At 54.3% G+C, this 25,443-nt stretch carries 37 protein-coding genes and 1 pseudogene; 5 read left to right on the top strand and 33 right to left on the bottom strand.

Annotation, left to right across the window (positions count from 1 at the left end; genetic code table 11):
• Positions 1-119: 119 nt before the first annotated feature.
• The 3 genes from ACYVG7_RS21745 to ACYVG7_RS21735 all read right to left on the bottom strand — a co-directional run bounded on the left by ACYVG7_RS21745 (position 120) and on the right by ACYVG7_RS21735 (position 3,721).
• Positions 120-1,763: a DUF4139 domain-containing protein gene (locus tag ACYVG7_RS21745; protein WP_460885192.1), complete on the bottom strand. Its 1,644-nt coding sequence runs from the start codon at positions 1,761-1,763 to the stop codon at positions 120-122.
• Between the two features lie 76 nt (positions 1,764-1,839).
• Positions 1,840-3,201, bottom strand: a complete 1,362-nt coding sequence (gene yegD, locus ACYVG7_RS21740) for a molecular chaperone (protein WP_460885191.1) — start codon at positions 3,199-3,201, stop codon at positions 1,840-1,842.
• A gap of 97 nt (positions 3,202-3,298) precedes the next feature.
• A complete protein-coding gene (locus ACYVG7_RS21735) occupies positions 3,299-3,721 on the bottom strand; it encodes a hypothetical protein (protein ID WP_460885190.1) in 423 nt (140 codons plus the stop codon).
• 310 nt (positions 3,722-4,031) lie between these two features.
• Between ACYVG7_RS21735 and ACYVG7_RS21730 the strand changes: the two genes are divergently transcribed.
• Entirely contained in the window at positions 4,032-6,155 is a 2,124-nt protein-coding gene (locus tag ACYVG7_RS21730) for an alpha-amylase (protein WP_460885189.1), read from the top strand.
• Between the two features lie 101 nt (positions 6,156-6,256).
• On the opposite strand, the gene ACYVG7_RS21725 is transcribed toward ACYVG7_RS21730, so the two are convergent.
• Positions 6,257-6,571 (bottom strand): DUF1145 domain-containing protein, encoded by a 315-nt coding sequence (locus ACYVG7_RS21725; protein WP_460885188.1) that lies wholly within the window; start codon positions 6,569-6,571, stop codon positions 6,257-6,259.
• The gene (gene rsmD / locus ACYVG7_RS21720) at positions 6,568-7,182 is read right to left on the bottom strand and encodes a 16S rRNA (guanine(966)-N(2))-methyltransferase RsmD (RefSeq protein ID WP_460885187.1); all 615 of its coding nucleotides are present in this window, start codon (positions 7,180-7,182) and stop codon (positions 6,568-6,570) included. Before rsmD ends, ACYVG7_RS21725 begins: the two co-directional genes overlap by 4 nt.
• Positions 7,183-7,611: 429 nt before the next feature.
• Here rsmD and ftsY point away from each other — a divergent pair.
• The 4 genes and pseudogenes from ftsY to rpoH all read left to right on the top strand — a co-directional run.
• A pseudogene (gene ftsY, locus ACYVG7_RS21715) lies at positions 7,612-8,556 on the top strand (signal recognition particle-docking protein FtsY); the annotation flags it as partial.
• A gap of 3 nt (positions 8,557-8,559) precedes the next feature.
• Complete coding sequence (gene ftsE, locus ACYVG7_RS21710; protein WP_460885186.1) at positions 8,560-9,243, top strand: cell division ATP-binding protein FtsE; 684 nt, start codon at positions 8,560-8,562, stop codon at positions 9,241-9,243.
• Positions 9,233-10,186 carry a permease-like cell division protein FtsX gene (gene ftsX / locus ACYVG7_RS21705; protein WP_460885185.1) on the top strand — a complete coding sequence of 318 codons (954 nt, stop codon included), beginning with the start codon at positions 9,233-9,235 and terminating at the stop codon, positions 10,184-10,186. Before ftsE ends, ftsX begins: the two co-directional genes overlap by 11 nt.
• A gap of 309 nt (positions 10,187-10,495) precedes the next feature.
• Positions 10,496-11,350 carry an RNA polymerase sigma factor RpoH gene (gene rpoH, locus ACYVG7_RS21700; protein ID WP_460885203.1) on the top strand — a complete coding sequence of 285 codons (855 nt, stop codon included), beginning with the start codon at positions 10,496-10,498 and terminating at the stop codon, positions 11,348-11,350.
• 192 nt (positions 11,351-11,542) lie between these two features.
• Here rpoH and rplQ read toward each other — a convergent pair whose 3' ends face one another.
• From rplQ to rpsJ, 28 genes are all read right to left on the bottom strand, one after another.
• Positions 11,543-11,932, bottom strand: a complete 390-nt coding sequence (rplQ, locus tag ACYVG7_RS21695) for a 50S ribosomal protein L17 (protein WP_460885184.1) — start codon at positions 11,930-11,932, stop codon at positions 11,543-11,545.
• 43 nt (positions 11,933-11,975) lie between these two features.
• A complete protein-coding gene (locus ACYVG7_RS21690; RefSeq protein WP_460885183.1) occupies positions 11,976-12,965 on the bottom strand; it encodes a DNA-directed RNA polymerase subunit alpha in 990 nt (329 codons plus the stop codon).
• Positions 12,966-12,989: 24 nt separating this feature from the next.
• Complete coding sequence (rpsD, locus tag ACYVG7_RS21685) at positions 12,990-13,610, bottom strand: 30S ribosomal protein S4 (RefSeq protein ID WP_460885182.1); 621 nt, start codon at positions 13,608-13,610, stop codon at positions 12,990-12,992.
• Positions 13,611-13,646: 36 nt separating this feature from the next.
• On the bottom strand, positions 13,647-14,036 hold the full coding sequence (gene rpsK, locus ACYVG7_RS21680) for a 30S ribosomal protein S11 (RefSeq protein ID WP_012728351.1): 390 nt from the start codon (positions 14,034-14,036) through the stop codon (positions 13,647-13,649).
• 17 nt (positions 14,037-14,053) lie between these two features.
• Positions 14,054-14,410: a 30S ribosomal protein S13 gene (gene rpsM / locus ACYVG7_RS21675; protein ID WP_460885181.1), complete on the bottom strand. Its 357-nt coding sequence runs from the start codon at positions 14,408-14,410 to the stop codon at positions 14,054-14,056.
• 143 nt (positions 14,411-14,553) lie between these two features.
• The gene (gene rpmJ / locus ACYVG7_RS21670) at positions 14,554-14,667 is read right to left on the bottom strand and encodes a 50S ribosomal protein L36 (protein ID WP_005319705.1); all 114 of its coding nucleotides are present in this window, start codon (positions 14,665-14,667) and stop codon (positions 14,554-14,556) included.
• Positions 14,668-14,698: 31 nt separating this feature from the next.
• Positions 14,699-16,030 carry a preprotein translocase subunit SecY gene (gene secY, locus ACYVG7_RS21665; protein ID WP_460885180.1) on the bottom strand — a complete coding sequence of 444 codons (1,332 nt, stop codon included), beginning with the start codon at positions 16,028-16,030 and terminating at the stop codon, positions 14,699-14,701.
• A gap of 7 nt (positions 16,031-16,037) precedes the next feature.
• Positions 16,038-16,472, bottom strand: a complete 435-nt coding sequence (gene rplO, locus ACYVG7_RS21660; RefSeq protein WP_460885179.1) for a 50S ribosomal protein L15 — start codon at positions 16,470-16,472, stop codon at positions 16,038-16,040.
• Between the two features lie 3 nt (positions 16,473-16,475).
• Complete coding sequence (gene rpmD, locus ACYVG7_RS21655) at positions 16,476-16,658, bottom strand: 50S ribosomal protein L30 (RefSeq protein WP_460885178.1); 183 nt, start codon at positions 16,656-16,658, stop codon at positions 16,476-16,478.
• A gap of 6 nt (positions 16,659-16,664) precedes the next feature.
• Complete coding sequence (rpsE, locus tag ACYVG7_RS21650) at positions 16,665-17,165, bottom strand: 30S ribosomal protein S5 (RefSeq protein ID WP_460885177.1); 501 nt, start codon at positions 17,163-17,165, stop codon at positions 16,665-16,667.
• 14 nt (positions 17,166-17,179) lie between these two features.
• A complete protein-coding gene (gene rplR / locus ACYVG7_RS21645; protein ID WP_460885176.1) occupies positions 17,180-17,533 on the bottom strand; it encodes a 50S ribosomal protein L18 in 354 nt (117 codons plus the stop codon).
• Between the two features lie 9 nt (positions 17,534-17,542).
• The gene (gene rplF / locus ACYVG7_RS21640; RefSeq protein ID WP_460885175.1) at positions 17,543-18,076 is read right to left on the bottom strand and encodes a 50S ribosomal protein L6; all 534 of its coding nucleotides are present in this window, start codon (positions 18,074-18,076) and stop codon (positions 17,543-17,545) included.
• Positions 18,077-18,088: 12 nt separating this feature from the next.
• Positions 18,089-18,481 carry a 30S ribosomal protein S8 gene (gene rpsH, locus ACYVG7_RS21635; RefSeq protein WP_460885174.1) on the bottom strand — a complete coding sequence of 131 codons (393 nt, stop codon included), beginning with the start codon at positions 18,479-18,481 and terminating at the stop codon, positions 18,089-18,091.
• A gap of 21 nt (positions 18,482-18,502) precedes the next feature.
• Positions 18,503-18,808, bottom strand: coding sequence for a 30S ribosomal protein S14 (rpsN, locus tag ACYVG7_RS21630; RefSeq protein WP_460885173.1), 306 nt, complete (start codon positions 18,806-18,808; stop codon positions 18,503-18,505).
• An 11-nt stretch (positions 18,809-18,819) separates the two neighbouring features.
• The gene (gene rplE / locus ACYVG7_RS21625; RefSeq protein ID WP_460885172.1) at positions 18,820-19,359 is read right to left on the bottom strand and encodes a 50S ribosomal protein L5; all 540 of its coding nucleotides are present in this window, start codon (positions 19,357-19,359) and stop codon (positions 18,820-18,822) included.
• Between the two features lie 13 nt (positions 19,360-19,372).
• Complete coding sequence (gene rplX / locus ACYVG7_RS21620) at positions 19,373-19,690, bottom strand: 50S ribosomal protein L24 (RefSeq protein WP_460885171.1); 318 nt, start codon at positions 19,688-19,690, stop codon at positions 19,373-19,375.
• 13 nt (positions 19,691-19,703) lie between these two features.
• Positions 19,704-20,072 carry a 50S ribosomal protein L14 gene (gene rplN, locus ACYVG7_RS21615; RefSeq protein ID WP_460885170.1) on the bottom strand — a complete coding sequence of 123 codons (369 nt, stop codon included), beginning with the start codon at positions 20,070-20,072 and terminating at the stop codon, positions 19,704-19,706.
• A 144-nt stretch (positions 20,073-20,216) separates the two neighbouring features.
• A complete protein-coding gene (rpsQ, locus tag ACYVG7_RS21610) occupies positions 20,217-20,465 on the bottom strand; it encodes a 30S ribosomal protein S17 (protein WP_460885169.1) in 249 nt (82 codons plus the stop codon).
• Entirely contained in the window at positions 20,466-20,657 is a 192-nt protein-coding gene (gene rpmC, locus ACYVG7_RS21605; RefSeq protein WP_460885168.1) for a 50S ribosomal protein L29, read from the bottom strand. It abuts the gene before it with no gap.
• Entirely contained in the window at positions 20,657-21,070 is a 414-nt protein-coding gene (gene rplP / locus ACYVG7_RS21600; RefSeq protein ID WP_460885167.1) for a 50S ribosomal protein L16, read from the bottom strand. The genes rpmC and rplP overlap by 1 nt, the downstream gene beginning before the upstream one ends.
• Before the next feature lie 13 nt (positions 21,071-21,083).
• On the bottom strand, positions 21,084-21,797 hold the full coding sequence (gene rpsC, locus ACYVG7_RS21595; protein ID WP_460885166.1) for a 30S ribosomal protein S3: 714 nt from the start codon (positions 21,795-21,797) through the stop codon (positions 21,084-21,086).
• 18 nt (positions 21,798-21,815) lie between these two features.
• Positions 21,816-22,148, bottom strand: a complete 333-nt coding sequence (gene rplV / locus ACYVG7_RS21590) for a 50S ribosomal protein L22 (RefSeq protein ID WP_460885165.1) — start codon at positions 22,146-22,148, stop codon at positions 21,816-21,818.
• Between the two features lie 10 nt (positions 22,149-22,158).
• Positions 22,159-22,437 (bottom strand): 30S ribosomal protein S19, encoded by a 279-nt coding sequence (gene rpsS, locus ACYVG7_RS21585; protein ID WP_377150763.1) that lies wholly within the window; start codon positions 22,435-22,437, stop codon positions 22,159-22,161.
• Between the two features lie 22 nt (positions 22,438-22,459).
• A complete protein-coding gene (gene rplB, locus ACYVG7_RS21580) occupies positions 22,460-23,281 on the bottom strand; it encodes a 50S ribosomal protein L2 (protein WP_460885164.1) in 822 nt (273 codons plus the stop codon).
• A gap of 15 nt (positions 23,282-23,296) precedes the next feature.
• On the bottom strand, positions 23,297-23,602 hold the full coding sequence (gene rplW, locus ACYVG7_RS21575) for a 50S ribosomal protein L23 (RefSeq protein WP_460885163.1): 306 nt from the start codon (positions 23,600-23,602) through the stop codon (positions 23,297-23,299).
• Positions 23,599-24,204: a 50S ribosomal protein L4 gene (gene rplD / locus ACYVG7_RS21570; protein WP_460885162.1), complete on the bottom strand. Its 606-nt coding sequence runs from the start codon at positions 24,202-24,204 to the stop codon at positions 23,599-23,601. Before rplD ends, rplW begins: the two co-directional genes overlap by 4 nt.
• 17 nt (positions 24,205-24,221) lie before the next feature.
• Positions 24,222-24,860: a 50S ribosomal protein L3 gene (rplC, locus tag ACYVG7_RS21565; protein ID WP_460885161.1), complete on the bottom strand. Its 639-nt coding sequence runs from the start codon at positions 24,858-24,860 to the stop codon at positions 24,222-24,224.
• 23 nt (positions 24,861-24,883) lie between these two features.
• Positions 24,884-25,195 carry a 30S ribosomal protein S10 gene (gene rpsJ, locus ACYVG7_RS21560; RefSeq protein WP_005307944.1) on the bottom strand — a complete coding sequence of 104 codons (312 nt, stop codon included), beginning with the start codon at positions 25,193-25,195 and terminating at the stop codon, positions 24,884-24,886.
• Positions 25,196-25,443: the final 248 nt, after the last annotated feature.

Here is a 25,443-nt window from a genome sequence, read left to right as displayed (position 1 = left end):
CCATCCATCAAATCAGGGGCAAGCCACATGATGCTCAACTACAGCCGATGTCAGTGGCATATCGACAGCCATTCTACCCATCAGCCCGCCGAGTGTCAGTCCTGGCGCCCGATCTTCTCTCAGAAGCCTTCCAGTTTGCGCTGATAGGGATAATTGATGCGGTATCCCGGCTCCAGTTGCATTTCACCCTTCGAGGGCAGTGTCAGATCCCAGGCCATCACCCCCGGTTTACCCGCCACCTGTTGCCGGGCCGGAGCCGGGCTGCTGGCCAGCGGTGAAACCTTGATCAATTCATGCCGGGACACAGGCCAGATATCGAGCACAGTCAACGGCATCGGCTGCTGGTGACCACTGATAAACTGATAGCGCCAACGCCGGGTCACGACCTGCTCCTTGTTCAACACCCCGGTTTCCCCCTGCTCATCCTGCAGCAGATTGACGCTGACCTTGACCGCATCATCGACACCAAAGGCCAACGCCAGTTGGCCGCCCGCTTCGACTTGTGGCTGAGAGCTGACCCCGAGATAGGTGCCATCCCGCGAGAGTCGCCATTCACCCGCTAACCAAGGTGCCTGCAGACTATTGGTCAGATCCGCATACAGATAGGCGTGGGGATCGAGTCGGGGCAGTGCCTGCAACCGCTGTGACACCGGCTGCAGCTCCTGTCCCAGAACCACCCGTTGCTGATCCTGATTCGAGGCAATAGTCACGGCACCGGCAATCTGGTATTCGGCGACAAACTCGCCGGCCTCCAGCGTCGCCAGACTCAGTCGTGCCTCTTCGGGCGGAGCGGGAGCCGCCGCGAGCATCACGGCTTCATCCTGCAGCTTGCTGCGTTCGGCCATAGCACCGGCTTGCGCCGCTTTTTGCAGATCACGGCTCTCGTCATGCAGATCAATCCACCAGCTTTCGGCCTCCGGTGCCTGAGTGGCCTGTTGCGGGCGACTGGTGGCCAGACGCAGGGCAACCCGATCCCAATTTTCACCGGTCACCTGCTGAACCAGCGCCGCCCGGGTCAGGCTCAGCTGCCCCCGGCGGGTATCCAGCCCGGCTTCATACACCGGCTGCCATCCGGCTCCTGCCACCTGATAGGTCACTTGAAGCTCGGCATCCCCCCCCGCGCTATGCAAATTGATGGCCAGCGTCCGGCTTTCCCGTGCCTGACCCTGCAAACGCTGCAGCTCCCGGGTGATCTTTTCCAGCTCCGCTTGCAGCCCACGCTGCTGCTGATTGAGTTTGACCCGCGCCAGGCCGATGGTGCGCATCCCCTCGCCCAACGCGGTCACCCCCGCTTGCCACTCGCTGGCTGGCAATGGTTTAGCCTGCTCACTAGGTTTGCCGGGGGCTTGCGCCAGGGCCTGCAAGAAGGACTCCTGAGTCGTCAGGGCCTGAGCCTCGGCTTGCAGGCTCGCTTGTTGATCCTGCAAGCTCTGCTGCCGGTCAAGCCACTGCTGCGCCTCGGGCTGCACCAACTCGCTGGCTTGAATATGGCGGATCTCGACGGTGCCAATCTGTAATCCGGCACCCTGTCCCCGCAGGCGCAACGAGTTCTCATCCAGTCCGGCAGGGAATCCGGTGAGCTGCAGGTTGTGATCGCCTGCCGGCAAGGATAAACGAACATACCTTGTCACCGTCGCCAGCCCAGGGTGGACGGTGACCGCCTGGATCTGGCTGGTGCGAATGAAGGTTTCTGCCTGAACGATGGACATGCCGGCGCATGTCAGGGCCAGAACACTCAAAGAAAAAGGTAGGATTCGGATCATGGCGGCCTCCTGGAAATGAGACCTTACGCTAGCTCCTTTCGAGCCTTAAATCATGGAGCCAGCGCACAGGGTCTGATCAGACGAAGCAACGCTCGGCCCAGCGGGCCAGTCCCGCAATAACGCTGCCGAAGTGATCTCCCATCACGATGCGGCTGGCGCCATAACGCTGCTGCAACCAGCGGTGGATCACCGGCGAGCGGGCCGTACCTCCGGTGACAAAGATCACATCCGGAACCAGGGCCGCCTGCCGTAAGGCTTCATCCGCCAACTCGCCGATCTTCTCCAATAGGGGATTGGATACTTCAGCAAAACGCGTCTGGCTAAAGGGTACGCTGAACTGCTCATCCAGCAGGCAGACAAAGCGCGAGAACTGGTCCGCATCCGTCATCTGGATCTTGGCCTGTTCGGCTTCCCAGACCAGATGATGGGTTTGCTTCTGCTCCCGCACCCAGCCCAGACGGGCCAGCAATCCAGGCTCACTGGCGTCCAGCATCAGTTGCCGAAGCAGTCGAGCGGTGTCCGGCGCATAGAAGCGCCCCTGGGCTTGAACATCGTTGATCGCCATCGCATCCCAGAAGAACTTGCTCGGCATCGGCAGCCCTCGCTTGTTGCTCGAGCTCATGCCGCACAGCGGCATCAATTCCGCCACGGCAAGCCGGATATCGAAGTCATTACCGCCGATCCGCTGACCGGTATGGCCGAGCAAGTCCTGCTCACGGCTACTGGCCCGCGCCCGCTCCGGCCCCATCCGCAACACAGAGCAGTCCGTAGTGCCACCACCGATATCCAGCACTAGCACATTCTGGGGTTGCTGCAGACTGGCTTCGTATTCCAGACCCGCCGCCACCGGTTCAAACTGGAACTCTACTTGCCGAAAACCAGCCAGATGCGCCGCATCCGTCAGGATTGTTCGCGCCTGGCGGTTGCTCTCCTCACCGCCCAGTCCTTGGAAATTCACCGGCTGACCAATCACCGCATCCTGAATGTCGGCGCCCAGAGCCTGTTCAGCGCGCTGCTTGATGGTAACCATCATGGCGGCCACTATGTCGCGGAAGAGCTGGATTTGCCCCTCCGACAAGCCTGTGGCGCCAAGAAATGACTTGGGTGACTTGAGATAATATCCCTCTTCCGGGGCAGCCAGATATCGCTCGGTCGCCGCTCGACCGACCAGCAACTGATACTCCAGTCCTTCATCTTCCAGACTGTCTCGCAACCGGCGGCCCTTGGCGATCGCCAGTTGCCGCTGCTCGGCAAAACTGGCCTGCCGATGTGGAGGCAACTGCTGTAACAGCAGATCCGCAATGGCTTCACGATGGGGGGCAAATAGCGTAGAGGGCAGATAACACTCATCCCCTTCGAGCGCGACTCGCCGAACCTTCCCCTCGGCCATCACCGCGACTGCACAATTCGAGGTGCCATAGTCAAAACCAATCCGCATAACCATCCCCAGACTTGACCCTCGACATCGCCATGCCGAGCTTTGAAAAGGGGGCGATCCTAACGGAAAGTGCCCCCCTTGCACAGGTCTAGCGATATCAATAACGCCAACGGAATTCGAGGCGTACCGCCTCCGGTTTCAGGGTGAATTGCAGTTGTTGGGTCTGATCGGGATTCTGGAAGCGCAGGCGCAAACGATGACCATCCAGCCGCATCATGCCGGAGCCCCACTCCCCCTGCCATTTGAATTCAGGGCGGGCTCGATGCAACATCCATCGCGACGGCTCAAGACGCAGGCTTAACGCTGCTGGGGTCGTCTGCAAAGCAGGTGTGGTCACCCAGGGTGAGGAAGAGGAACGATATAACTCGAGCGGCAACGACAGCCCAGCTTGCGGACTACCAGAAAGCTGTACACCAGAAAGCCGCAGCTCATCGACACAATCAAAACCGCACCCCAAGCGCTCGACCGCATCAGCCGAGAGGCTCGACACTATCAGTAGCACCAAGAGCAGGGCACGCATCACTTCGATCCTGAAGAAGGCTCCATACTATGGGTTTAGCAGCTGGCGAGCGGAAACGGCAGGGTCTGGACATAATATCTTTGTGGTCTCGGGAGCAATTCGAGCACCGACCGACAAGCGAGTCTGATTGGGTCCGCATTGCCAGCTCTGGGCCCGCGGATCAGCACTGAGGAAGCATGGGGATTTGAACCAAAAAATCTGAAAACGCAACCATTTGAACCGACATCACAAATCAGGCAACTGCAGACAACCTTGGAGAGCGACACTCCCTAGAATAGGTGCCAATTCACATCACCTCAGGGATTGTTCTATGTTCAAGCCGCGCCAACTGGCCTTGCTGACTCTTTCCACTCTGCTGGCCTCCTCTGCCCAGGCAGCGCCCATCTCGGCGCCCTTGTATTTGTCCATCAACAACCAGACTCCTGACGAACAGTTGCAGCTCAAGGCCCAGGGGAAAGACCTCTATCAAGTCACCACCAGCCTGAAAAAAGGTAGCTACCAGATTCAGGTTGCCGACAAGGGCAAGAGTTGCGGCACAACATTTGGTCCTGCCAGTAACGCGCCCCTTCCCTTTGGCAAAGCCAATACCCTGAATAACTGCGCTAAGGATCAGCAGTTCCAGCTCAAGGTGCTCCTGGCCGGGAATTACGATTTCACTCTGGATAACAGCAACCCAGACGCACCGACTCTGAAGGTGCTGCGCGCCACCAAGGCTGGCAGCTTCAAACGTCAGCCACCCGCGGTGGATTGTATCGCTTGGAACGGAGGTCCGGTGACTGTCAAAGTGGGGCAAACCTGGCCTAACGGCACCACGCTGCGCGATGCTTATTCCGGCCAGACGGCAACCGTCAAGGCAGGCAAGATCACCATGACCCCTGCTGCGGAAAGTGAAGGCATGCTGCTGCTGGAACCGGTCAAACAAACCGTACACTCTTTTAACTGGGATAACGCCACCGTCTACTTCATGCTCACCGACCGTTTCAAGAATGGTGACACCAGCAATGACAACTCCTTCGGCCGCAAGAAGGATGGTAAAGATGAAATCGGCACCTGGCATGGTGGCGACTTCAAGGGCATCACCGAGAAGCTGGATTACATCAAATCCCTGGGCGTCAACGCCATCTGGATCACCCCCATGGTGGAACAGGTCCATGGTTTCATCGGCGGTGGCGAGAATGGCACCTTCCCCTTCTATTCATATCACGGCTACTGGGCACTGGACTTCACCAAGATCGATCCGAACTACGGTGACGAGGCGGCCCTGCAATCCATGGTGGATGAGGCGCACAAGCGTGGCATCCGCGTGCTGCTGGACGTGGTCATGAACCATGCCGGTTATGCGACACTCGCCGATCTGCAGGATGTCGGCCCGCAAGGCGTCGTCACCAACCAGCAGGAGCTGCCGGCTCGCTGGTCGGACTGGACACCGAAGGGACTGTACGGCAACTGGCACGGTTCCTCGCAAAACGTGAATTACATGTCCACCGAGTGGTCCAAGTGGTGGGGCCCGGATTGGGTACGAGCCACCATGCCTGGCTACCAGACCCCGGGCAACGACGATGTCACCGGCGCGGTCGGCGGCCTGCCCGACTTCCTGACGGAATCCACCAAGGCGGTGGATCTGCCGCAATTCCTCAAGGACAAGAAAGATACCAACGCCAAATCATTACCGAACGCCACTGTGGTCGATTATCTGGTCAAATGGCACACCGACTGGGTGCGCAAATTCGGTATTGATGGCTTCCGCGGAGATACCGTCAAACACCTGGAACCGGCCGCCTGGCAGAAGCTGAAAGTCGAAGCTACCGCAGCGCTCAAGGAGTGGAAGGCCAACAACCCGAGCAAGAAGCTGGATGATCTGCCCTTCTTCATGGTCGGTGAAGTCTGGGATCATGGTATGAACAAGGATCTCTGGTTCGATAATGGCTTCGACTCCATCATCAACTTCGACTACCAACGCGACGCCCTCAACAATGCACAGTGCATGACAACGGCCGAGCCGACCTATGTGAAGTACGCCAAGACCATCAATACCGATCCGAACTTCAACGTCTTGAGCTACATCTCGTCTCACGATACCAAGCTGTTCTTCGGGGATTATGAAGATGCCGCCTTGCAACGCCGGGTTGCCAACAGCTTTATGTTGCTGCCGGGTGGCGTGCAAATCTACTACGGCGATGAATCCGGCCGCGGTCTGATGAAGAACGATGGCGTCTTTGACCAGGCGGTACGCTCCGATATGAACTGGAGTGAACTGGCCACTGGCGAGAAGGCAGACCTGGTGAAACACTGGCAAAAGCTGGGTGAATTCCGCAATAACCATCCGGCTGTTGCCGCAGGCAGCCATAAGAAGCTGAGCGACAAGCCTTACACCTTCGTCCGGCAAAAAGGCGATGACAAGGTGATGGTGGTGTTTGCAGGCCGCAAGGGCTAAGCCACTACCTGAATCAGGCAACAAAAAAGCCAGTCTATCGACTGGCTTTTTTTCATTTCAGTTCCAAACGCCCAAGCACATGAATGACTCCAGCGCTATAGCTAATCTTTTTTCCGAGCTTGCAGGGCCGCACTCTGGGCCTGAGCCGCCTTGAACAACTGTTCGCGCAACTCCAACATGGTGAAAAAACCAAATAATAGCACCGAGATATAGTGCTTCGCGCTCAGCGGAAGCAGATCCTTGGCGATCAAGGTCAGCAAGACGGCCTGTATACCGTGCACCAGCAACATCAGCACGGCAAACGCCGGGATCAGGGTACTGATTTTACCCGGCAGTGGATGGATAAAGGTGAAATAGACAGCCCCGACCCAGAAGCCAAGCACGATTAGCTTAGCTAGCCACAACACAATCTTCATGGTGCAACACTCTCCCGTTGGTAAAGCTGATAACACACTTGTCCAGCCTGCTTATCTTTCAACAAGCGCCAATTGGCTGGTAATTGCGGCGCCACACCTTCACGTTCACGCTCGATATAAATCAGCGCCTCATCGCTCAACCAGCCACCCTGCTCCAGACGCTGACAGACGGTATCCAGCAAATCTCGGCGAAAGGGCGGATCCAGAAAAATGATATCAAAAGGCTCCGCGGAATCAGCCAGCCACGACAGAGCATCCCGCTGGATAACCGTTGCCTGCTGACTCTGTAACGTCGACAGGTTCTTGCTCAACTGCTGGGCTGCGCCCTTATCCATCTCCACCATGGTGACATGGCGAGCATAGCGAGAGAGTGCTTCAAATCCCAGACTGCCACTGCCAGCAAACAAGTCGAGACAACGGCTGTCGCGCACCTCGGCGGCTAACCAGTTGAACAGAGTCTCCTTGATGCGATCCGTGGTCGGGCGCAGACCCTCGACTTCACGCACGGGGAGTTTGCGACCTTTCCATTGGCCACTGATCAGGCGGATAAAGCCACTGCGACCACTCCCGCTTGGGGGACGAGGAGCAGGCTTGGGGTTGCTTCGGGGCATCGCGTTTCTTCACCGAAATATAGTGATAGTATAGGCGTCTATTTTTCCATCCTATACCGACCAAGGGGCCGCCATTCTAGCAGCCCCACAGTGAGTGAGTAAGTTGTAATGGCAAAGAAAGGTTTCCTGTCGTGGCTAGGTCTCGGCCGTTCGGCCAATGAAGCAGCATCCCCCGTCGACGCAGCGCCCGAGGCGGCCGTGCTCGATCCATCACCAGTCACTGAGGTGGATAACTCCAGCGCCGGAGCTAGCACTGCTACTGAAGCAATCCAGGATGCAGAGCCCTATATCGTCGGGGAAGCCGAGCCACAGCCTAAAGACGAAGCCGAAGCCGAAGCCGAAGCCGAAGCCGAAGCCAGCATAATGTTCGATGCCGATCCTGAAGCACAGCCCTTGAATGTTGAAGAGACAGTAGCCCTGCATCCCGAGACCCAGGACAAACCTAAAACCGCGGGCTTCTTTGGTCGTCTGGTGCAGGGATTGATGCGCACCCGGGAGAATATCGGAGCTGGCTTCCTAGCCCTGTTCCGCGGCAAGAAACTGGATGACGAGCTGTTCGAGGAGTTGGAAACCCAGCTTCTGACCGCTGATTTGGGCGTCGAGACCGCATCGCGCATCATCCGCAACCTGACAGAACAAGCCTCATTCCGCCAACTTAAGGATGCCGAGGCCCTCTACGACCTGTTGAAAAAGGAAATGGCGGACATTCTTAAGCCGGTCGATCAGCCTCTCGTCATCGACGGCAGCAAGCGTCCTCACGTCATCCTGATGGTCGGGGTCAACGGCGTCGGCAAGACCACCACCATTGGCAAATTGGCCAAGCGCTTCCAGCAAGAGGGTAAAACCGTGATGCTGGCGGCTGGTGATACCTTCCGCGCCGCTGCCGTAGAGCAGTTGCAGGTGTGGGGACAACGCAATCAGATACCGGTCATTGCCCAGCACACCGGAGCAGACTCGGCGTCGGTGATTTTTGATGCCCTCCAGGCGGCGCGCGCGCGGAACGTGGATGTCCTGATCGCCGACACAGCAGGCCGTTTACAGAACAAGGCTCATCTGATGGAAGAGCTGAAGAAAATTGTCCGGGTGATGAAGAAGCTGGATGCAGAAGCACCTCATGAAGTGATGCTGACGCTGGATGCCGGAACCGGCCAGAATGCGCTCAGCCAAGCGAAATTATTTGATGAAGCTGTTGGTATCACCGGGATCACCCTGACCAAACTGGATGGCACCGCGAAGGGCGGTATCATCTTCGCTGTAGCCGACAAGTTTGGCATTCCAATCCGCTACATTGGCGTGGGCGAAAGCATTGAAGATTTACGCCCGTTCCAGGCCGATGATTTTATCGAAGCATTGTTTAGCCGGGAATCAAATTAACCCATGATTCGTTTCGAACAGGTCAGCAAGCACTATCCGGGTGGTCATCAGGCTCTGCAGAAGATCAGCTTTCATCTGCAGAAAGGCGAAATGGCATTTCTCACCGGTCATTCCGGCGCAGGGAAAAGTACCCTGTTAAAACTGATCGGGGTCATGGAGCGCCCCAGCGCCGGACGTATCAGCTTCCATGGCCATGATGTTAGCCGCATCTCCCGCAGTGATATCCCCTATATTCGCCGCCAGATTGGCATGATCTTCCAAGACCACCGCCTGCTGATGGACCGCACCGTGTACGACAACGTGGCCCTGCCGCTGATCATCGATGGCTTCACTCCTGCCGAGGCACAAAAACGCGTCTCGGCGGCACTGGACAAGGTCGGGCTCCATGATAAATCCGGCTATTTGCCATTGATGCTTTCCGGTGGTGAACAGCAACGGGTCGGTATCGCTCGAGCCATTGTAAATACCCCACCTCTGTTATTGGCGGATGAACCCACTGGTAACCTAGATGCACAACTAGCAGCCGATATCATGCAGCTATTTGCCGAATTCAATGACGTCGGCGTCACTGTGCTGATAGCTTCCCATGATCAAGGCCTGATCCGCGCCAGTGGCTGCCGCACGCTGACCCTTCATGAGGGACGGCTAATGGGTGATCAAGTCTCTGGAGATCGCAATGAAGCGTAAGCGCCACACCGCGAACCTGTCCCGTAACCTGTCACTGTTCTTCTATCATCACCTGCAAGAGGCGCGCCGAGCCGTGGCCGGGATCTGGTTTGCTCCTCTGACCTCCTTGATGACTATCTCGGTGATCGGCATTAGCTTGGCATTACCGGCAACCCTCTACCTAGTACTGAAGAATGCGGAGCTCGTCAGCCATCAGTGGCAGAGCGGCACCCAGATCACTCTCTATCTACGTAAGGCTAACGACGACAATGCCGCCTTAACCTTGAGTGAACGCATCAAAGCCTTGCCGGAGGTTGCCGCCGTCCGCTACATCTCGCCGGCACAGGGGATGACGGAGTTTGGCGCTTTGTCGGGGTTCAGCGGTGCCATGGATTACCTAAGCGATAACCCTCTACCTCCGGTTCTGGAAGTGACCCCGCAGCCGCAGTTCCGTACAGCACAGGGTGCGCGGGAGCTGTTAGCCAAACTCACTCAGGAAGCAGAAGTAGAACAAGGCAAGCTGGATATGCAATGGCTGGAGCGGTTGGATGGCATTGTCAACCTGCTACGACATTCTATTCAAGGTATCACCACGCTGTTGTTACTGGGCGTATTGCTGACCGTGGCCAATACCCTGCGCCTGAATATTCTCGGGCGCCGAGCCGAGATTGAAGTCATGAAACTCGTGGGCGCGACCGATAGTTTTATCTATCGCCCCTATCTGTATCTCGGTCTCTGGTATGGCTTTATCGGCGGTTTGCTGGCTTGGTGGTTGTGTGAGGTGCTGATGCTCTGGAGTGAGCGTGTGGTCGTTGAATTGGCATCATTGTACGAAAGCTCATTCCGACTGGCCGGCTTGACCGCTGATGAAGGGTTAAGCCTGCTTGGACTCAGTGTACTATTGGGCATAGGTGCCGCATGGTTTTCCGTTTACCGCCACATCCGGGAAATTGAACCCAGTTAGATTTTTCAAATCAGGATCGCTTATGAGTGTGAGGCAGGCACGATCTGTGATTATTTTTGCGGAACTTTTTCCTGATTCTGACACTCTGAGTATCGAGGGTTAAATCCGAGCCGATGGTTACATGCCATCAACTCGGAGGGCATGTTTGACGGGCTAGATACGTGCATTCACCGACATGCTTTTTTCAGGGGGAAACTTGAAAGTTTCCCCCTTTTTTATGTATATAAGGTGAGCCTAGCGGCGGATCCAGACGTTTATCGCCACCGAGCGGTGTGGTACAGTCCGCAGGAACAGATAAAGAGGTTAACGATGACGACAGCTATTCAACAATCCATGTTTCTAGTCCCCCAGGGCAGCCTGGAAGGATATATTCAGGCGGTGAACAGCATTCCAGTGCTGACGGCTGATGAGGAACGTGAACTGGCAGAGCGCTTGCAGCAGCAGGGCGATCTTGAGGCTGCGCGTTTATTGGTTATGTCCCATCTGCGCTTTGTGGTTCATATCGCTCGTAGCTACGCTGGCTACGGCTTGCCGCAAGCCGATCTGGTACAAGAAGGTAATATCGGCCTGATGAAGGCGGTTAAGCGCTTCGATCCGGGTGTCGGCGTTCGCCTAGTCTCCTTTGCCGTGCACTGGATTAAATCCGAAATTCACGAATTTGTGCTGCGAAACTGGCGCATGGTTAAAATTGCGACCACCAAGGCGCAGCGGAAACTATTTTTTAACCTGCGTAAATCTAAAAAGCATCTAGGCTGGTTCAGCGGCGAAGAGATCCGTGCGGTGGCTGATGACTTGGGCGTCACGCCACAAGAGGTGGTCGAAATGGAAGCGCGCATGAGCGGCCATGACGTGGCCTATGATGGCTATGACGATGATGATGGCGAGGGTGTCGCCTACGCCCCAATTCATTATCTGGAGGATAAAAACTCGGATCTGGCCGCCACGTTTGAAAGCGATAACTGGGAACATCATGCTGAAAACAAGCTGGGACAAGCATTGTTGCGCCTAGACGAAAGAAGCCAGCATATTGTGAAGCGCCGCTGGCTGGATGAGAACAAAGCGACGTTGCAAGAGTTAGCCGATCTTTACTCCGTATCAGCAGAGCGTGTCCGCCAATTGGAGAAGAACGCATTAAAACGTTTGAAGGAAGCCCTCGAAGGCTAACTCAGCCCCCATTTCTATACTGATACCGGCCTTAGCGCCGGTATTTTTTTTACAATTTTTTCTTAATGACGAACGGATTCGCAAAAGTGATGGCGATTGGGAAGGCGGTATCGCGAGGGATGAGGAACAATAGCGAAATACAAAAAACAAAAAGCCGGGGTAATCCCCGGCTTTTCATAAGAGAAGAGTAAATTACTCTTCTACGCTGACAGCCTCAGCGGCTGCAGGGCGACCTACCAGCTCAATATAAGCCATAGGAGCCTTGTCACCGGCACGCAGACCACACTTGAGAATGCGGGTGTAACCACCAGCACGCTCCAGGTAGCGCGGACCCAATTCGGTGAACAGCTTGCCAACAACTTCGCTATCGCGAGTGCGGGCAAATGCCAGACGACGGTTAGCAACACTGTCAATCTTGGCGAGTGTAATCAGAGGTTCAACTACACGACGCAGCTCTTTTGCCTTAGGCAGAGTCGTCTTGATGATTTCATGACGAACCAGGGAGCTGGCCATGTTACGGAACATAGCCTGACGATGGCTGCTGTTCCGGTTCAGTTGACGACCACTCATACGATGGCGCATGACCTTATCCTTCTAACTTAATCTGTGAGACCCGTAATCTGGATTACTCATCAGCGAGGCTGGCAGGCGGCCAATTCTCGAGGCGCATGCCCAGAGAAAGACCACGGGAGGCCAAGACGTCCTTGATTTCAGTCAGGGACTTCTTACCGAGGTTCGGAGTCTTGAGAAGCTCGACTTCGGTACGCTGCACCAGATCACCAATGTAATGGATGGCTTCAGCCTTCAGGCAGTTCGCAGAACGAACTGTCAGTTCCAGATCGTCGACAGGACGCAGCAGGATCGGATCAAACTCCGGCTTCTCTTCCTTCTTCTCGGGCACGCTGACATCACGCAGGTCCACGAAGGCTTCCAGTTGCTCAGCCAGAATAGTGGCCGCGCGACGAATAGCTTCTTCAGGATCCAGTGTGCCGTTGGTTTCCATATCGATAACCAACTTGTCCAGGTCAGTACGCTGCTCAACACGTGCAGCTTCGACATTGTAAGCAATGCGAACTACAGGACTGAACGCGGCATCCAGCAGAAGACGGCCAATTGGACGTTCTTCATCATCGCTGTGTACGCGAGCAGATGCAGGTACATAACCACGGCCACGCTGCACCTTCAGACGCATGCTGATTTCAGCATGAGCGCCGGTCAGGTGGCAAATCACGTGATTCGGGTTGAGAATAACGACGTCATCACCATGAATGACGTCGCCTGCAGTAACAGGGCCCGCACCAGACTTGGTCAAAGATAGGGTAACCTCATCCTTGCCTTCCAAGCGCACAGCAATGCCTTTCAGGTTGAGCAGGATCTCAAGGATATCCTCCTGTACACCTTCCTTGCTGCTGTACTCATGCAGTACGCCGTCGATCTCGACCTCCGTGACTGCACAACCCGGCATGGAAGAAAGGAGAATGCGGCGCAGCGCATTGCCCAGGGTGTGACCAAAACCACGTTCCAGCGGCTCAAGCGTCACTTTCGCGTGAGTCTGACTCAGTTGTTCAATATCAACGAGGCGTGGCTTAAGAAAATCTGTTACAGAACCCAGCATTATGTCCTCTCTTAGAAGCTAGCCTTACTTGGAGTAAAGCTCGACGATCAGCTGTTCATTAATGTCGGCGGACAGATCAGAACGTTCCGGCAGACGCTTGTACACGCCTTCCATCTTATCTGCGTCAACTTCAACCCAAGTCGGCTTTTCACGCTGCGTAGACAAGTCCAGTGCGGCCTTGATACGAGCTTGTTTCTTCGCCTTCTCGCGAACAGTGATAACGTCTTCAGGAGAAACCTGGTAAGAAGGAATGTTAACAACGCGACCATTAACAACAATGGCTTTGTGGCTTACCAATTGACGGCATTCGGCGCGAGTAGCACCAAAGCCCATACGGTAAACGACGTTGTCCAGACGACCTTCCAGCAGCTGCAACAGGTTTTCGCCGGTATTACCCTTCTGACGGGCAGCTTCGCGGTAGTACGTGCGGAACTGCTTCTCCAGAATGCCGTAAATACGACGAACTTTCTGCTTCTCACGCAGCTGAACACCGTAGTCAGACAGACGCGGCTTGCGCGCACCATGTTGACCAGGCGCAGTATCAATTTTGCACTTTGAGTCAATCGCGCGAACGCCTGACTTCAGGAACAGGTCAGTGCCCTCACGACGGCTAAGCTTGAGCTTAGGACCGATATATCTTGCCATGTTCTTTCTCCAACAATCCTATACCAAGAGGCTCAGTTACACGCGGCGCTTCTTGGGAGGACGACAACCGTTATGCGGGATCGGAGTCACATCTGTGATGTTAGTAATGCGGAAACCAGCCGCATTCAGAGCACGGATTGACGACTCACGGCCAGGACCAGGGCCCTTCACCATGACTTCCAGGTTCTTAACGCCATACTCTTTGGCAATTTCGCCAGCACGTTCAGCAGCTACCTGAGCAGCGAACGGAGTAGACTTACGAGAACCACGGAAACCAGAACCACCTGCAGTAGCCCATGAAAGAGCATTACCTTGACGGTCAGTAATGGTTACGATCGTGTTGTTAAAAGATGCATGAACGTGAGCGATACCATCGCTTACTTGCTTTCTAACGCGCTTGCGAGCACGAGTCGGAGCTTTTGCCATTTTCTACACCTTCCCGCTTACTTCTTAATCGGCTTACGAGGACCCTTACGGGTACGCGCGTTAGTTTTGGTGCGTTGTCCACGAACTGGCAGGCCACGACGGTGGCGCAGACCACGGTAGCAACCGAGATCCATCAAGCGCTTGATGTTCATGGAAATCTCACGACGCAGGTCACCTTCAACAGTAAACTTGGCAACTTGCTCGCGCAGTTTTTCGATCTGAGCTTCGTCCAGATCTTTGATCTTCACATCCTCGGCAATACCTGCATCTGCGCAAATTGATTTTGCGCGGGTATTACCAATGCCATAAATCGCAGTCAAAGCGATGACTGCATGCTTATGGTCAGGAATGTTAATGCCAGCGATACGGGCCACTATCCCACTCCTAAAGCTGAATATATTGTTGACCGCCATAAAGCCCGTTCCGGATACATGGCGGCCGTCATAGTGCACAACAAAAGTTGGCTGGCTAATTTAGCCAGCCTAACTTTTTTTTTCAAGTACCAACCGTAAATTTATTAGCCTTGACGCTGTTTATGCTTAGGCTCGCTGCAGATCACACGCACCACACCGTGACGCTTGATGATCTTGCAGTTACGGCAGATGGCCTTAACGGAAGCACGTACTTTCATTGCTTAACTCCGCGTAACTGTGAAACTACTCTTATCGGCCGTAGCCTTTAAGATTAGCTTTTCTCAGAACATCGCCATATTGATGAGACATCATATGGGTTTGTACCTGAGCCATGAAGTCCATGATAACCACGACAATAATCAGCAGCGAGGTGCCGCCGAAATAGAACTGTACGTTCCACATCGTCATCAGGAACTGGGGCACGAGACAGATAAAGGTAATGTACAGAGCGCCTGCTAATGTCAGGCGAGTCATCACTTTATCAATGAACCTCGCAGTCTGTTCACCCGGACGAATACCGGGAATAAATGCGCCACTTTTCTTCAAGTTATCTGCTGTTTCACGTGGATTAAATACCAACGCAGTGTAGAAGAAACTAAAGAAAATGATGGCCGCAGCATACAGCAACTCATATAGCGGCTGACCTGGTTGCAAGGTCATAGAGACCTCTTGCAGCAAGTTGGCGACCCATGAGTTACCCTGCCCAAACCAGGAAGCAATCGTCCCCGGGAACAAGATAATGCTGGATGCGAAGATCGCAGGAATAACACCGGCCATGTTGAGCTTCAGCGGCAAATGAGTGCTTTGTGCGGCAAACACCCGATTACCCTGTTGACGTTTGGCATAGTTGACAACGATACGACGCTGTCCTCGCTCCACAAACACCACAAAGTAGGTGACCGCAAACACAATCACCGCCAGTAACAACAATAACAGGATGTGCAATTCGCCTTGACGCGCCTGCTCAGCCGTAGCGCCGATCGCATTCGGTAGACCCGCAATGATACCCGTGAAGATAATCAACGAGATACCATTACCGATACCGCGCTCGGTAATCTGCTCACCCAACCACATCAGGAACATGGTACCGGTGACCAAACTGACCACAGCCGTGAAATAGAAGCCAAAGCCCGGGTTTGCAACCAGACCCTGCATCATATTTGGTAGACCGGTGGCGATACCGAATGCCTGAACGGTACCCAACAACAAAGTGCCGTAACGGGTGTACTGGCTAATCTTACGACGACCAGTCTCCCCTTCCTTCTTCAACTCAGCCAAGGCCGGATGAATCACCGTCAACAGCTGGATGATGATCGATGCCGAAATGTACGGCATGATCCCCAGTGCGAAGATGGAGGCACGGGACAGGGCACCACCACTGAACATGTTAAACAGTTCAATGATGGTTCCCTTTTGTTGCTGGAACAATTCAGCAAGTACGGCGGCATCAATCCCAGGAATCGGCACATAGGAGCCTGCACGGAACACAATGATGGCACCGAGCACGAACAGCAGTCTGCTCTTCAGCTCGCTGAGACCACCTTGTGCACCCTTTACATCTAATCCTGGTTTCTTAGCCATGTACTTATTATTCCTCGATCTTGCCGCCTGCGGCTTCGATGGCTGCACGTGCACCCTTGGTGACGCTCAGACCACGTACGGTTACCGGACGCTCGATTTTGCCAGAAAGCACGACTTTAGCAAACTCGATGTTCTTGGTGATAACACCAGCTTGCTTCAGGGTGTTCAGGTCAACTACGTCACCTTCAACGGCAGCGATTTCGTGCAGGCGGACTTCAGAAGTCACTGCGCCTTTACGAGAATAGAAACCGAACTTCGGCAGACGGATCTTCAACGGCATTTGACCGCCTTCAAACCCGACGCGAGTGCCACCGCTCTTACGAGAGCCGGCACCCTTATGACCACGACCAGAGGTCTTGCCCAGGCCAGAACCGATACCACGGCCCCGACGCTTCTTTTCAGGCTTAGAACCAGCGGCCGGAGAAAGAGTGTTTAAACGCATGGATTACTCCTCCACCTTCACCATGTAGAAAACCTGGTTGATCATACCGCGGACGCATGGAGTATCTTCCAGCTCAACGGTGTGACCAATGCGACGCAGGCCCAGGCCACGCAGAGATGCTTTGTGCTTCGGCAGACGACCGATCGCACTGCGAGTCTGAGTTACTTTTACAGTTTTATTAGCCATGGCGCATTATCCCAGAATTTCATCGACTCTGAGGCCACGCTTCGCAGCGACTTGCTCAGGTGACTTCATATGAGCCAGAGCGTCGATGGTAGCGCGAACCACGTTCATCGGGTTGGTGGAGCCGTAGGTCTTAGCCAACACGTTATGCACGCCAGCCACTTCCAGTACTGCACGCATCGCGCCACCGGCGATGATACCAGTACCTTGTGAGGCAGGCTTCATGAACACGTTGGAACCAGCGTGGGTACCATTCACCGCGTGGTGCAGGGTACCTGAGTTCAGCTCAACCTTGGTCAGGTTGCGGCGAGCTTGTTCCATTGCCTTTTGAATGGCAGCAGGAACTTCACGCGCTTTACCGTAACCGAAACCTACACGGCCGTTACCATCACCCACAACAGTCAGAGCTGTGAAGGAGAAAATACGACCACCCTTAACTACTTTAGATACACGGTTAACTGCGACGAGCTTCTCTTGCAGATCACCGGCTTGAGTTTCGACTTTAGACATTTTCGACCCCTACCTTAGAACTGAAGACCGGCTTCACGCGCTGCTGTAGCCAGAGCGGCTACACGGCCGTGGTATTGGAAACCAGAACGGTCGAAGGAAATGGTGGTAACACCCTTTGCCAACGCACGTTCAGCGATTGCCTTACCCACAACGGCAGCGGCATCAGCGTTACCAGTGTATTTAACTTGCTCAGCGATGGCCTTCTCTACAGTAGAGGCAGAGGCCAACACTTCGGAACCGTTCGGTGCGATAACCTGCGCATAGATATGGCGCGGAGTACGGTGAACCACCAGACGAGTCGCACCCAGTTCCTGCATCTTCTTGCGTGCTTTAGTAGCACGACGGAGACGAGCTGCTTTCTTGTCCATAGTGTTACCTTACTTCTTCTTAGCTTCTTTAGTACGTACGACTTCATTGGCGTAACGTACACCCTTGCCCTTGTAAGGCTCTGGACGACGGTAGGCACGGATGTCCGCAGCTACCTGGCCCAACAGCGCCTTATCAGCACTCTTCAGAACGATTTCAGTCTGAGTCGGGCATTCAGCAGTAACGCCTTCCGGCAGTTCGTGCTCGACCGGGTGAGAGAAGCCCAGAGAGAGGCCGACTGTCTTGCCCTTAGCTTGGGCACGATAGCCTACGCCTACCAGCTGGAGCTTGCGCTCGAAGCCAGCGGTAACACCAATTACCATGTTGTTTACCAGGGCACGAGCGGTACCGGCCTGAGCATCTGCACCAACGACACCGTCGATTGGGGCAAACTTCAGGACGTTCTCTTCCTTGGTAATAACAACAGCGGCATTGATAGAACGCTTCAGAGTACCGTTCTTGCCTTTAACACTAATTTCCTGGCCATTTAGAATTACTTCTACGCCGGCAGGAATCGCGACGGGTGCCTTAGCAACACGAGACATTTTCCTACCTCCTTAGGCTACGTAGCAGATGATCTCACCGCCCATGCCAGCCTTACGGGCAGCACGGTCAGTCATCACACCTTTTGACGTGGAGACGACGGCGATACCCAGACCATTCATGATCTTTGGCAGTTCGCCACGCTTCTTGTAAATACGCAGACCAGGACGGCTAACGCGCTGAATCAGCTCGACAACCGGCTTGCCTTGGAAATACTTCAATTCAACTTCGAGTTCGGCCTTTACGTCACCGTTAACTTTGTAGTCAGCGATGTAACCTTCTTCTTTCAGCAGTTGGGCAATTGCCACTTTCTGCTTGGAAGAAGGCATAGCAACCGAAACTTTCGCTGCGGCCTGACCGTTACGAATGCGGGTCAGCATGTCCGCGATCGGATCTTGCATGCTCATTTGTCTTACTCCCGTGATCGATTACCAGCTAGCCTTCTTCAGGCCAGGAATTTCGCCCTTCATCATGTGCTCACGCACTTTGATGCGGCACAGACCAAACTTGCGCAGGTATCCGTGCGGACGACCAGTGATGTTGCAACGATTACGTTGACGAATCGGACTGGAATCACGAGGCAGTTGTTGCAACTTGAGCACAGCTTCCCAACGCGCTTCATCAGATGTAGCTACGTTAGAGATGATCGCCTTCAGTGCAGAACGCTTCTCGAAGAACTTCTCGACCAGTTTGGCACGCTTTACTTCACGTGCTTTCATGGAAAGTTTTGCCATAACCCTACACCTTACTTACGGAATGGGAAGCTAAAGGCAGCCAGCAGAGCTCGGCCTTCCTCGTCGGACTTCGCAGAGGTCGTGATAGTGATATCCAGACCGCGAACCTTGTCGACCTTGTCGTAGTCGATTTCGGGGAAGATGATTTGCTCACGTACGCCCATGGAGTAGTTACCACGACCGTCAAAGGACTTCGGGCTTACACCACGGAAGTCACGAATACGGGGCATAGCGATGCAAATCAAACGCTCCAGGAACTCCCACATACGCTCGCCGCGCAGGGTTACTTTACAACCGATCGGGTAGCCTTCACGGATCTTGAAGCCAGCAACGGACTTGCGAGCTTTGGTGATCAGCGGCTTTTGACCAGAAAGAGCAGCCAAATCAGCAACTGCGTTTTCCAGAATTTTCTTATCCGCCAAGGCCTCACCGACACCCATATTCAGGGTGATCTTTTCGATCCGAGGGACTTGCATGACAGTCTGGTAGCCGAACTGAGTCATCAGCTCCTTGGCTACTTTTTGTCTGTAAACATCATGCAGTTTCGCCATCGTTAAACTCCAATTACTTTACAAGTTCACCATTGGATTTGAAGAAGCGGACTTTCTTGCCATCTTCAATCCGGAAACCAACACGATCAGCCTTGCCAGAGGCAGGGTTGAAGATCGCAACGTTGGATACGTTAATCGGGGATTCTTTGCTAACGATACCGCCAGCAGTGCCCAGAGCCGGAACCGGCTTCTGATGCTTCTTCACCAGGTTAACGCCTTCTACTACTACTTTGCCGTGCTGAACCAGGACTTGAGTGACCTTGCCACGCTTGCCCTTGTCTTTACCGGTCAAAACAATTACTTCGTCTTCACGACGGATTTTAGCTGCCATGTTTCTCGACTCCTTACAGTACTTCAGGGGCCAGGGACACGATCTTCATGAACTTTTCAGTACGCAGTTCACGAGTCACTGGGCCGAAGATGCGAGTACCGATCGGCTGATGGTTGTTGTTCAACAGCACAGCCGCGTTGCGGTCGAAACGGATGACAGAGCCATCCTGACGGCGAACGCCTTTTCTGGTGCGCACGACCACCGCATTTACTACATCACCCTTCTTCACTTTACCGCGAGGAATCGCTTCCTTAATGGAAACTTTGATGATGTCGCCGATACCGGCGTAGCGGCGGTGCGAACCACCAAGAACCTTAATACACATTACGCTGCGAGCGCCGGAGTTGTCGGCGACGTCCAGCATACTTTGCATTTGGATCATGTGAGTGCTCCGCTTTACTTTACTACTGATCCCTTTCGGGACTGGCTGCCCACTAAAGGCGCGGCATAATACCACAGCCGATCCGCGATTGGTAGTTGAAAAAAAGAACGGCCCGGGAAGGGCCGTTCCTATCAGGCGAAGGCCTTAGGCCTTCTCAACGACAGCAACCAGGGTCCAGGACTTAGTCTTGGACAACGGGCGGCACTCGCGGATTTCCACGAGGTCACCAGTCTTGCACTCGTTGTTTTCGTCATGTACGTGCAGCTTGGTGGTACGCACGATAATCTTCCCGTAGATCGGGTGTTTTACCTTGCGCTCGATAGCTACGGTGATGGACTTGTCCATCTTGTCGCTAACGACACGGCCTTGCAGAGTACGGATTTTATCGGTCATTTACGCACCCGCCTTCTCGTTCAGAACAGTCTTGACGCGAGCGATGTCGCGACGTACCAGTTTCAGAGTATGAGTCTGAGACAGTTGACCAGTGCTGGCTTGAATACGCAGGTTGAACTGCTCACGCAGCAGACCGATCAGTTCAGCCTTCAGCTCTTCTACGCTCTTTTGGCGAAGATCTTGTGCTTTCATCACATTACCGTCCGAGTTACGAAAGTGGTCTTAACTGACAGTTTAGCGGCCGCCAGGGCGAACGCTTCACGAGCCAGGGCTTCAGGCACACCGTCCATCTCGTACAGGACCTTACCAGGCTGGATCAGGGCTACCCAGTATTCCACGTTACCCTTACCTTTACCCATACGAACTTCGAGGGGCTTTTCAGTAATTGGCTTGTCCGGGAACACACGGATCCAGATCTTACCTTGACGCTTCACAGCACGAGTCATGGCACGACGAGCTGCTTCGATCTGACGAGCAGTCAGTTGACCGCGGGTTACCGCTTTCAGACCAAAGGAACCGAAAGAAACTTCGTTGCCGGCATTCGCCAGACCACGGTTACGGCCCTTGTGGACTTTACGGAATTTTGTACGCTTAGGTTGCAACATTTACCGAATCTCCTTACTTACCGCGAGGCTTGCGCTTCGGCTTGGCAGGAGCCGGCTCTTGTTGAGCGGCTGCTGCGGCTGCGTTAACAGCTGCGATACCACCCAGAACCTCGCCCTTGAAGATCCAAACCTTGACGCCGATGACGCCGTAGGTGGTATGTGCTTCAGAGGTAGCGTAGTCGATGTCAGCACGCAGAGTGTGCAGGGGCACGCGACCTTCACGGTACCATTCGGTACGCGCGATTTCGGCGCCGCCCAGACGGCCGCTAACTTCTACCTTGATACCCTTGGCACCCAGACGCATGGCGTTTTGTACCGCGCGCTTCATAGCACGACGGAACATAACACGGCGCTCGAGTTGGGAGCTGATGCTATCAGCAACCAGTTTGCCGTCGAGTTCAGGCTTACGCACTTCGGAAATGTTGATCTGTGCAGGTACGCCAGTGATCTTGGCGATGTACTTGCGCAGCTTCTCAACATCTTCACCTTTCTTCCCGATAACCACACCTGGACGAGCAGTGTGAATAGTCACACGAATACTCTTGGCCGGACGCTCGATGACGATACGAGACACAGACGCAGCCTTCAGTTCCTTGGTCAGGTACTGACGGACTTGGAAATCGCCGTGCAGGTTGTCTGCGAAGTCTTTAGTACTCGCAAACCAAGTCGAATTGAAAGGCTTGGTGATTCCTAAGCGAATACCATTAGGATGTACTTTCTGACCCATTGCTTATCTCCTAGCCTCTTAGCGGTCGGACACTACCACAGTGATGTGGGAGGTACGCTTCAGGATACGGTCCGCGCGGCCTTTGGCACGTGGACGAATGCGTTTCATGGATGGACCTTCGTCAACCATGATAGTGGCAACCTTCAGCGTGTCGATGTCTGCACCTTCATTGTGCTCGGCATTTGCAATGGCAGATTCCAGTACCTTCTTAACCAGTACAGCCGCTTTACGCGGGCTGAAGGTCAGCAGGTTCAGAGCCTTGTCAACCGTCAGACCACGCACTTGGTCAGCGACCAAGCGAGCCTTTTGGGCAGAAGTCCGGGCGAAACGGTGTTTAGCGATAGCTTCCATCATTTACCCCTTATTTCTTCTTGGCCTTCTTATCAGCGGCATGACCGCGATAAGTACGAGTTGGCGCAAACTCACCCAGCTTGTGACCGATCATTTCATCGGAAACGTATACCGGTACGTGCTGACGACCATTATGGACAGCGATGGTCAAACCGATCATGTTCGGGATGATCATTGAACGACGGGACCAAGTCTTAATTGGCTTCTTGTCCCCGCTTTCCACCGCTTTCTCTACCTTCTTCAGCAAGTGCAGGTCAATAAAAGGACCCTTCTTGAGAGAACGTGGCATGGTGATTCCTCTTTAAAAAGAATTACTTGTTACGACGACGTACGATGTACTTGTCGGTGCGCTTGTTCTTACGGGTCTTGTAACCCTTAGCCGGCGTGCCCCAAGGAGATACAGGTTGCATACCCTTGTTGCGGCCTTCACCACCACCGTGCGGGTGATCAACCGGGTTCATGGCCATACCACGAACAGTCGGACGAACACCGCGCCAGCGCTTGGCACCAGCCTTACCCAGTTGACGCAGCATGTGCTCGGAGTTACCGACTTCACCAATGGTGGCGCGGCACTCGGCCAGCACTTTGCGTACTTCACCGGAACGCAGACGCAGAGTCACATAGCTACCTTCACGGGCCAGGATCTGAGCGAATGCACCAGCAGAACGAGCAATCTGAGCACCCTTGCCCGGCTTCATTTCGATAGCGTGGACAGTGGTACCAACCGGGATGTTACGCATCGGCAGAGTGTTACCTACCTTGATGCCTGCATCGATACCAGAAGCAATCTGGTCGCCGGCTTTCAGGCCCTTCGGAGCCAGGATGTAGCGGCGCTCGCCGTCTGCGTACAGCACCAGCGCGATGTGCGCGGAGCGGTTCGGGTCATATTCCAGACGCTCAACTTTGGCCGGGATCCCGTCCTTGTTGCGCTTGAAGTCGACCAGACGGTAATGCTGCTTGTGGCCACCACCGATATGACGGGTGGTGATACGGCCGTTGTTGTTACGACCGCCACTCTTACGCTTCTCTTCCACCAGGGCGGCGAATGGCTTGCCCTTGTGCAGTTCCGGGGTGACGATCTTGACGACGTGACGGCGACCCGGAGAAGTAGGCTTACATTTTACAATTGCCATTTGCTAAGACTCCTCTTACTCGGCGGCGCCGCCCATGAAGTCGATGTCTTGACCAGGAACCAGTGTCACGTAGGCTTTCTTCCAATCGGAACGACGGCCAACACGAGCACCAGTACGCTTGGTCTTACCCATCACATTCAGGGTGCGTACAGCTTCAACTTTAACTTCGAACAGTTTCTCAACTGCAGCCTTGATTTCCGCTTTGGTCGCGTCAGTGGCAACCTTGAACACTATGGTATTCAGCTTTTCAGCCACCATGGTGCTCTTCTCAGAGATGTGCGGAGCCTTCAGAACTTTCAGCAGACGCTCTTCACGGATCATGCCAGCATCTCCTCGATTTGCTTCACTGCTTCAGCAGTCATCAATACCTTGTCGAAAGCGATCAGGCTAACCGGGTCGAGGCCAGTTACATCACGCACGTCAACCTTGTACAGGTTGCGAGCGGCCAGGAACAGGTTCTCATCCACTTCCGGAGTGACGATCAGCACGTCTTTCAGGTCCATGCTCTTCAGCTTGGCAACCAGATCCTTGGTCTTCGGCGCATCGATTGCGAATTGCTCAACCACGATCAGACGTTCTTGACGTACCAGCTCAGACAGAATGCTCTGCAGAGCGGCGCGGTACATCTTCTTGTTTACCTTCTGGCTGTGATCTTGCGGACGAGCGGCGAAAGTCACGCCACCTGAACGCCAGATCGGCGAGCGAATGCTGCCCGCACGAGCACGACCAGTACCCTTCTGACGCCATGGCTTTTTACCGCCACCGGACACTTCAGAACGGTTCTTCTGAGCGCGAGTACCCTGACGCGCACCATTGGCGTAGGCTACGACTACCTGATGGATCAGGGCTTCGTTGAACTCACGCCCGAAGGTAGTTTCGGAAACTTGAAGAGCGCCTTGGGCGTCTTTCATTACCAATTCCATTACTATCTCCTCAGACGTTACGCTTTAACGGCAGGTTTGACGATCACATTGCCGTTGGTTGCGCCTGGAACTGCGCCTTTAACCAGCAGCAGATTGCGCTCAACGTCAACACGAACCACATCCAGGCACTGCACGGTGACGCGCTCGTTGCCCAGGTGACCGGCCATTTTCTTACCCTTGAACACTTTACCCGGTGATTGGTTTTGACCAATTGAACCCGGTACACGGTGTGAACGTGAGTTACCGTGAGTCATGTCCTGAGTGCGGAAGTTCCAGCGCTTTACAGTACCGGCAAAGCCTTTACCCTTGGAAGTACCCGTAACGTCTACTTTTTTGACGTCAGCGAAAACGCCAACGTTCAGCTCAGCACCGACAGCAACGTCAGCTGCTTCGCTTTCGTTCAGACGAAATTCCCACAAACCACGACCAGCATCTACGCCAGCCTTAGCAAAGTGACCAGCTTCGGCGCCAGTCAGGCGATTAGCCTTCTTAGCACCGGTGGTAACCTGGATGGCAACGTAGCCGTCGCTTTCCAGAGACTTAACCTGAGTCACACGGTTTGCTTCAACTTCGATAACAGTCACAGGGATGGACACGCCGTCTTCAGTGAAGACGCGAGTCATACCCAGCTTGCGACCTACAAGACCGATTGTCATTGTTATCAACCTCTATTCCGTAATTAACCCAGGCTAATCTGTACGTCGACGCCAGCTGCCAGATCCAGACGCATCAGAGCGTCAACGGTCTTGTCAGTCGGTTCAACGATGTCTACCAGACGCTTGTGAGTGCGGATTTCATACTGATCACGTGCGTCTTTATTCACGTGTGGAGAAATCAGTACGGTGAAGCGCTCTTTGCGCGTCGGCAGCGGAATCGGGCCGCGTACCTGAGCGCCAGTGCGCTTAGCAGTTTCGACGATTTCCGCAGTAGACTGGTCGATCAAGCGGTGATCAAACGCCTTCAGGCGGATGCGAATTCTTTGGTTCTGCATTTACCAGAGCTCCAAATGGATAAAAGAACATAAAACAAACCGCCCGAAGAACCCATATTGGCCCCGGAGGTTGTTTCATAACGTTTCTCCCCAAATCGGGGAGACTGTGTGATTCATCCGGCGAGCCGTTTGAACCGAGCCTGTTGGCTCTGCTGTCAGATTGACAAGCCCGCGTATTATACGGATCAGCCTGACTCTTGCAAGGGTAATTCTTCTTTTTTGTCTATTATCTGTTCTGCTTGTTGCGG

This window comes from Pseudaeromonas pectinilytica (genome assembly GCF_054780855.1).
Note: the sequence above shows the minus strand (reverse complement) of the source record. Positions and strands in the feature narration are given on the sequence as shown.

Excerpts from the sequence above, each read along its gene's own strand:
- rplR (WP_460885176.1), bottom strand. The coding sequence starts at position 17,533 with ATGGACAAGAAAGCAGCTCGTCTCCGTCGTGCTACTAAAGCACGCAAG.
- rplB (WP_460885164.1), bottom strand. The coding sequence starts at position 23,281 with ATGGCAATTGTAAAATGTAAGCCTACTTCTCCGGGTCGCCGTCACGTC.
- ACYVG7_RS21735 (WP_460885190.1), bottom strand. The coding sequence starts at position 3,721 with ATGCGTGCCCTGCTCTTGGTGCTACTGATAGTGTCGAGCCTCTCGGCT.
- rpoH (WP_460885203.1), top strand. The coding sequence starts at position 10,496 with ATGACGACAGCTATTCAACAATCCATGTTTCTAGTCCCCCAGGGCAGC.
- rpsJ (WP_005307944.1), bottom strand. The coding sequence starts at position 25,195 with ATGCAGAACCAAAGAATTCGCATCCGCCTGAAGGCGTTTGATCACCGC.
- rpsS (WP_377150763.1), bottom strand. The coding sequence starts at position 22,437 with ATGCCACGTTCTCTCAAGAAGGGTCCTTTTATTGACCTGCACTTGCTG.
- rpsK (WP_012728351.1), bottom strand. The coding sequence starts at position 14,036 with ATGGCAAAAGCTCCGACTCGTGCTCGCAAGCGCGTTAGAAAGCAAGTA.
- ACYVG7_RS21745 (WP_460885192.1), bottom strand. The coding sequence starts at position 1,763 with ATGATCCGAATCCTACCTTTTTCTTTGAGTGTTCTGGCCCTGACATGC.
- rplE (WP_460885172.1), bottom strand. The coding sequence starts at position 19,359 with ATGGCGAAACTGCATGATGTTTACAGACAAAAAGTAGCCAAGGAGCTG.
- ACYVG7_RS21725 (WP_460885188.1), bottom strand. The coding sequence starts at position 6,571 with ATGAAGATTGTGTTGTGGCTAGCTAAGCTAATCGTGCTTGGCTTCTGG.
- rplO (WP_460885179.1), bottom strand. The coding sequence starts at position 16,472 with ATGCGTTTAAACACTCTTTCTCCGGCCGCTGGTTCTAAGCCTGAAAAG.
- rsmD (WP_460885187.1), bottom strand. The coding sequence starts at position 7,182 with ATGCCCCGAAGCAACCCCAAGCCTGCTCCTCGTCCCCCAAGCGGGAGT.
- ACYVG7_RS21690 (WP_460885183.1), bottom strand. The coding sequence starts at position 12,965 with ATGCTGGGTTCTGTAACAGATTTTCTTAAGCCACGCCTCGTTGATATT.
- rpsD (WP_460885182.1), bottom strand. The coding sequence starts at position 13,610 with ATGGCAAGATATATCGGTCCTAAGCTCAAGCTTAGCCGTCGTGAGGGC.
- rplN (WP_460885170.1), bottom strand. The coding sequence starts at position 20,072 with ATGATCCAAATGCAAAGTATGCTGGACGTCGCCGACAACTCCGGCGCT.
- rplV (WP_460885165.1), bottom strand. The coding sequence starts at position 22,148 with ATGGAAGCTATCGCTAAACACCGTTTCGCCCGGACTTCTGCCCAAAAG.
- rpsE (WP_460885177.1), bottom strand. The coding sequence starts at position 17,165 with ATGTCTAAAGTCGAAACTCAAGCCGGTGATCTGCAAGAGAAGCTCGTC.
- rpmC (WP_460885168.1), bottom strand. The coding sequence starts at position 20,657 with ATGAAAGCACAAGATCTTCGCCAAAAGAGCGTAGAAGAGCTGAAGGCT.
- ACYVG7_RS21730 (WP_460885189.1), top strand. The coding sequence starts at position 4,032 with ATGTTCAAGCCGCGCCAACTGGCCTTGCTGACTCTTTCCACTCTGCTG.
- rplD (WP_460885162.1), bottom strand. The coding sequence starts at position 24,204 with ATGGAATTGGTAATGAAAGACGCCCAAGGCGCTCTTCAAGTTTCCGAA.
- ftsE (WP_460885186.1), top strand. The coding sequence starts at position 8,560 with ATGATTCGTTTCGAACAGGTCAGCAAGCACTATCCGGGTGGTCATCAG.
- rpmJ (WP_005319705.1), bottom strand. The coding sequence starts at position 14,667 with ATGAAAGTACGTGCTTCCGTTAAGGCCATCTGCCGTAACTGCAAGATC.
- yegD (WP_460885191.1), bottom strand. The coding sequence starts at position 3,201 with ATGCGGATTGGTTTTGACTATGGCACCTCGAATTGTGCAGTCGCGGTG.
- rplF (WP_460885175.1), bottom strand. The coding sequence starts at position 18,076 with ATGTCTCGTGTTGCTAAGGCACCCGTCGCGATTCCTGCCGGCGTAGAA.
- rpsH (WP_460885174.1), bottom strand. The coding sequence starts at position 18,481 with ATGAGCATGCAAGATCCGATCGCGGACATGCTGACCCGCATTCGTAAC.
- rpsC (WP_460885166.1), bottom strand. The coding sequence starts at position 21,797 with ATGGGTCAGAAAGTACATCCTAATGGTATTCGCTTAGGAATCACCAAG.
- ftsX (WP_460885185.1), top strand. The coding sequence starts at position 9,233 with ATGAAGCGTAAGCGCCACACCGCGAACCTGTCCCGTAACCTGTCACTG.
- rplQ (WP_460885184.1), bottom strand. The coding sequence starts at position 11,932 with ATGCGCCATCGTATGAGTGGTCGTCAACTGAACCGGAACAGCAGCCAT.
- rplP (WP_460885167.1), bottom strand. The coding sequence starts at position 21,070 with ATGTTGCAACCTAAGCGTACAAAATTCCGTAAAGTCCACAAGGGCCGT.
- rplW (WP_460885163.1), bottom strand. The coding sequence starts at position 23,602 with ATGATCCGTGAAGAGCGTCTGCTGAAAGTTCTGAAGGCTCCGCACATC.
- rpsN (WP_460885173.1), bottom strand. The coding sequence starts at position 18,808 with ATGGCAAAACTTTCCATGAAAGCACGTGAAGTAAAGCGTGCCAAACTG.
- rpsQ (WP_460885169.1), bottom strand. The coding sequence starts at position 20,465 with ATGACCGATAAAATCCGTACTCTGCAAGGCCGTGTCGTTAGCGACAAG.
- secY (WP_460885180.1), bottom strand. The coding sequence starts at position 16,030 with ATGGCTAAGAAACCAGGATTAGATGTAAAGGGTGCACAAGGTGGTCTC.
- rpmD (WP_460885178.1), bottom strand. The coding sequence starts at position 16,658 with ATGGCTAATAAAACTGTAAAAGTAACTCAGACTCGCAGTGCGATCGGT.
- rplX (WP_460885171.1), bottom strand. The coding sequence starts at position 19,690 with ATGGCAGCTAAAATCCGTCGTGAAGACGAAGTAATTGTTTTGACCGGT.
- rplC (WP_460885161.1), bottom strand. The coding sequence starts at position 24,860 with ATGACAATCGGTCTTGTAGGTCGCAAGCTGGGTATGACTCGCGTCTTC.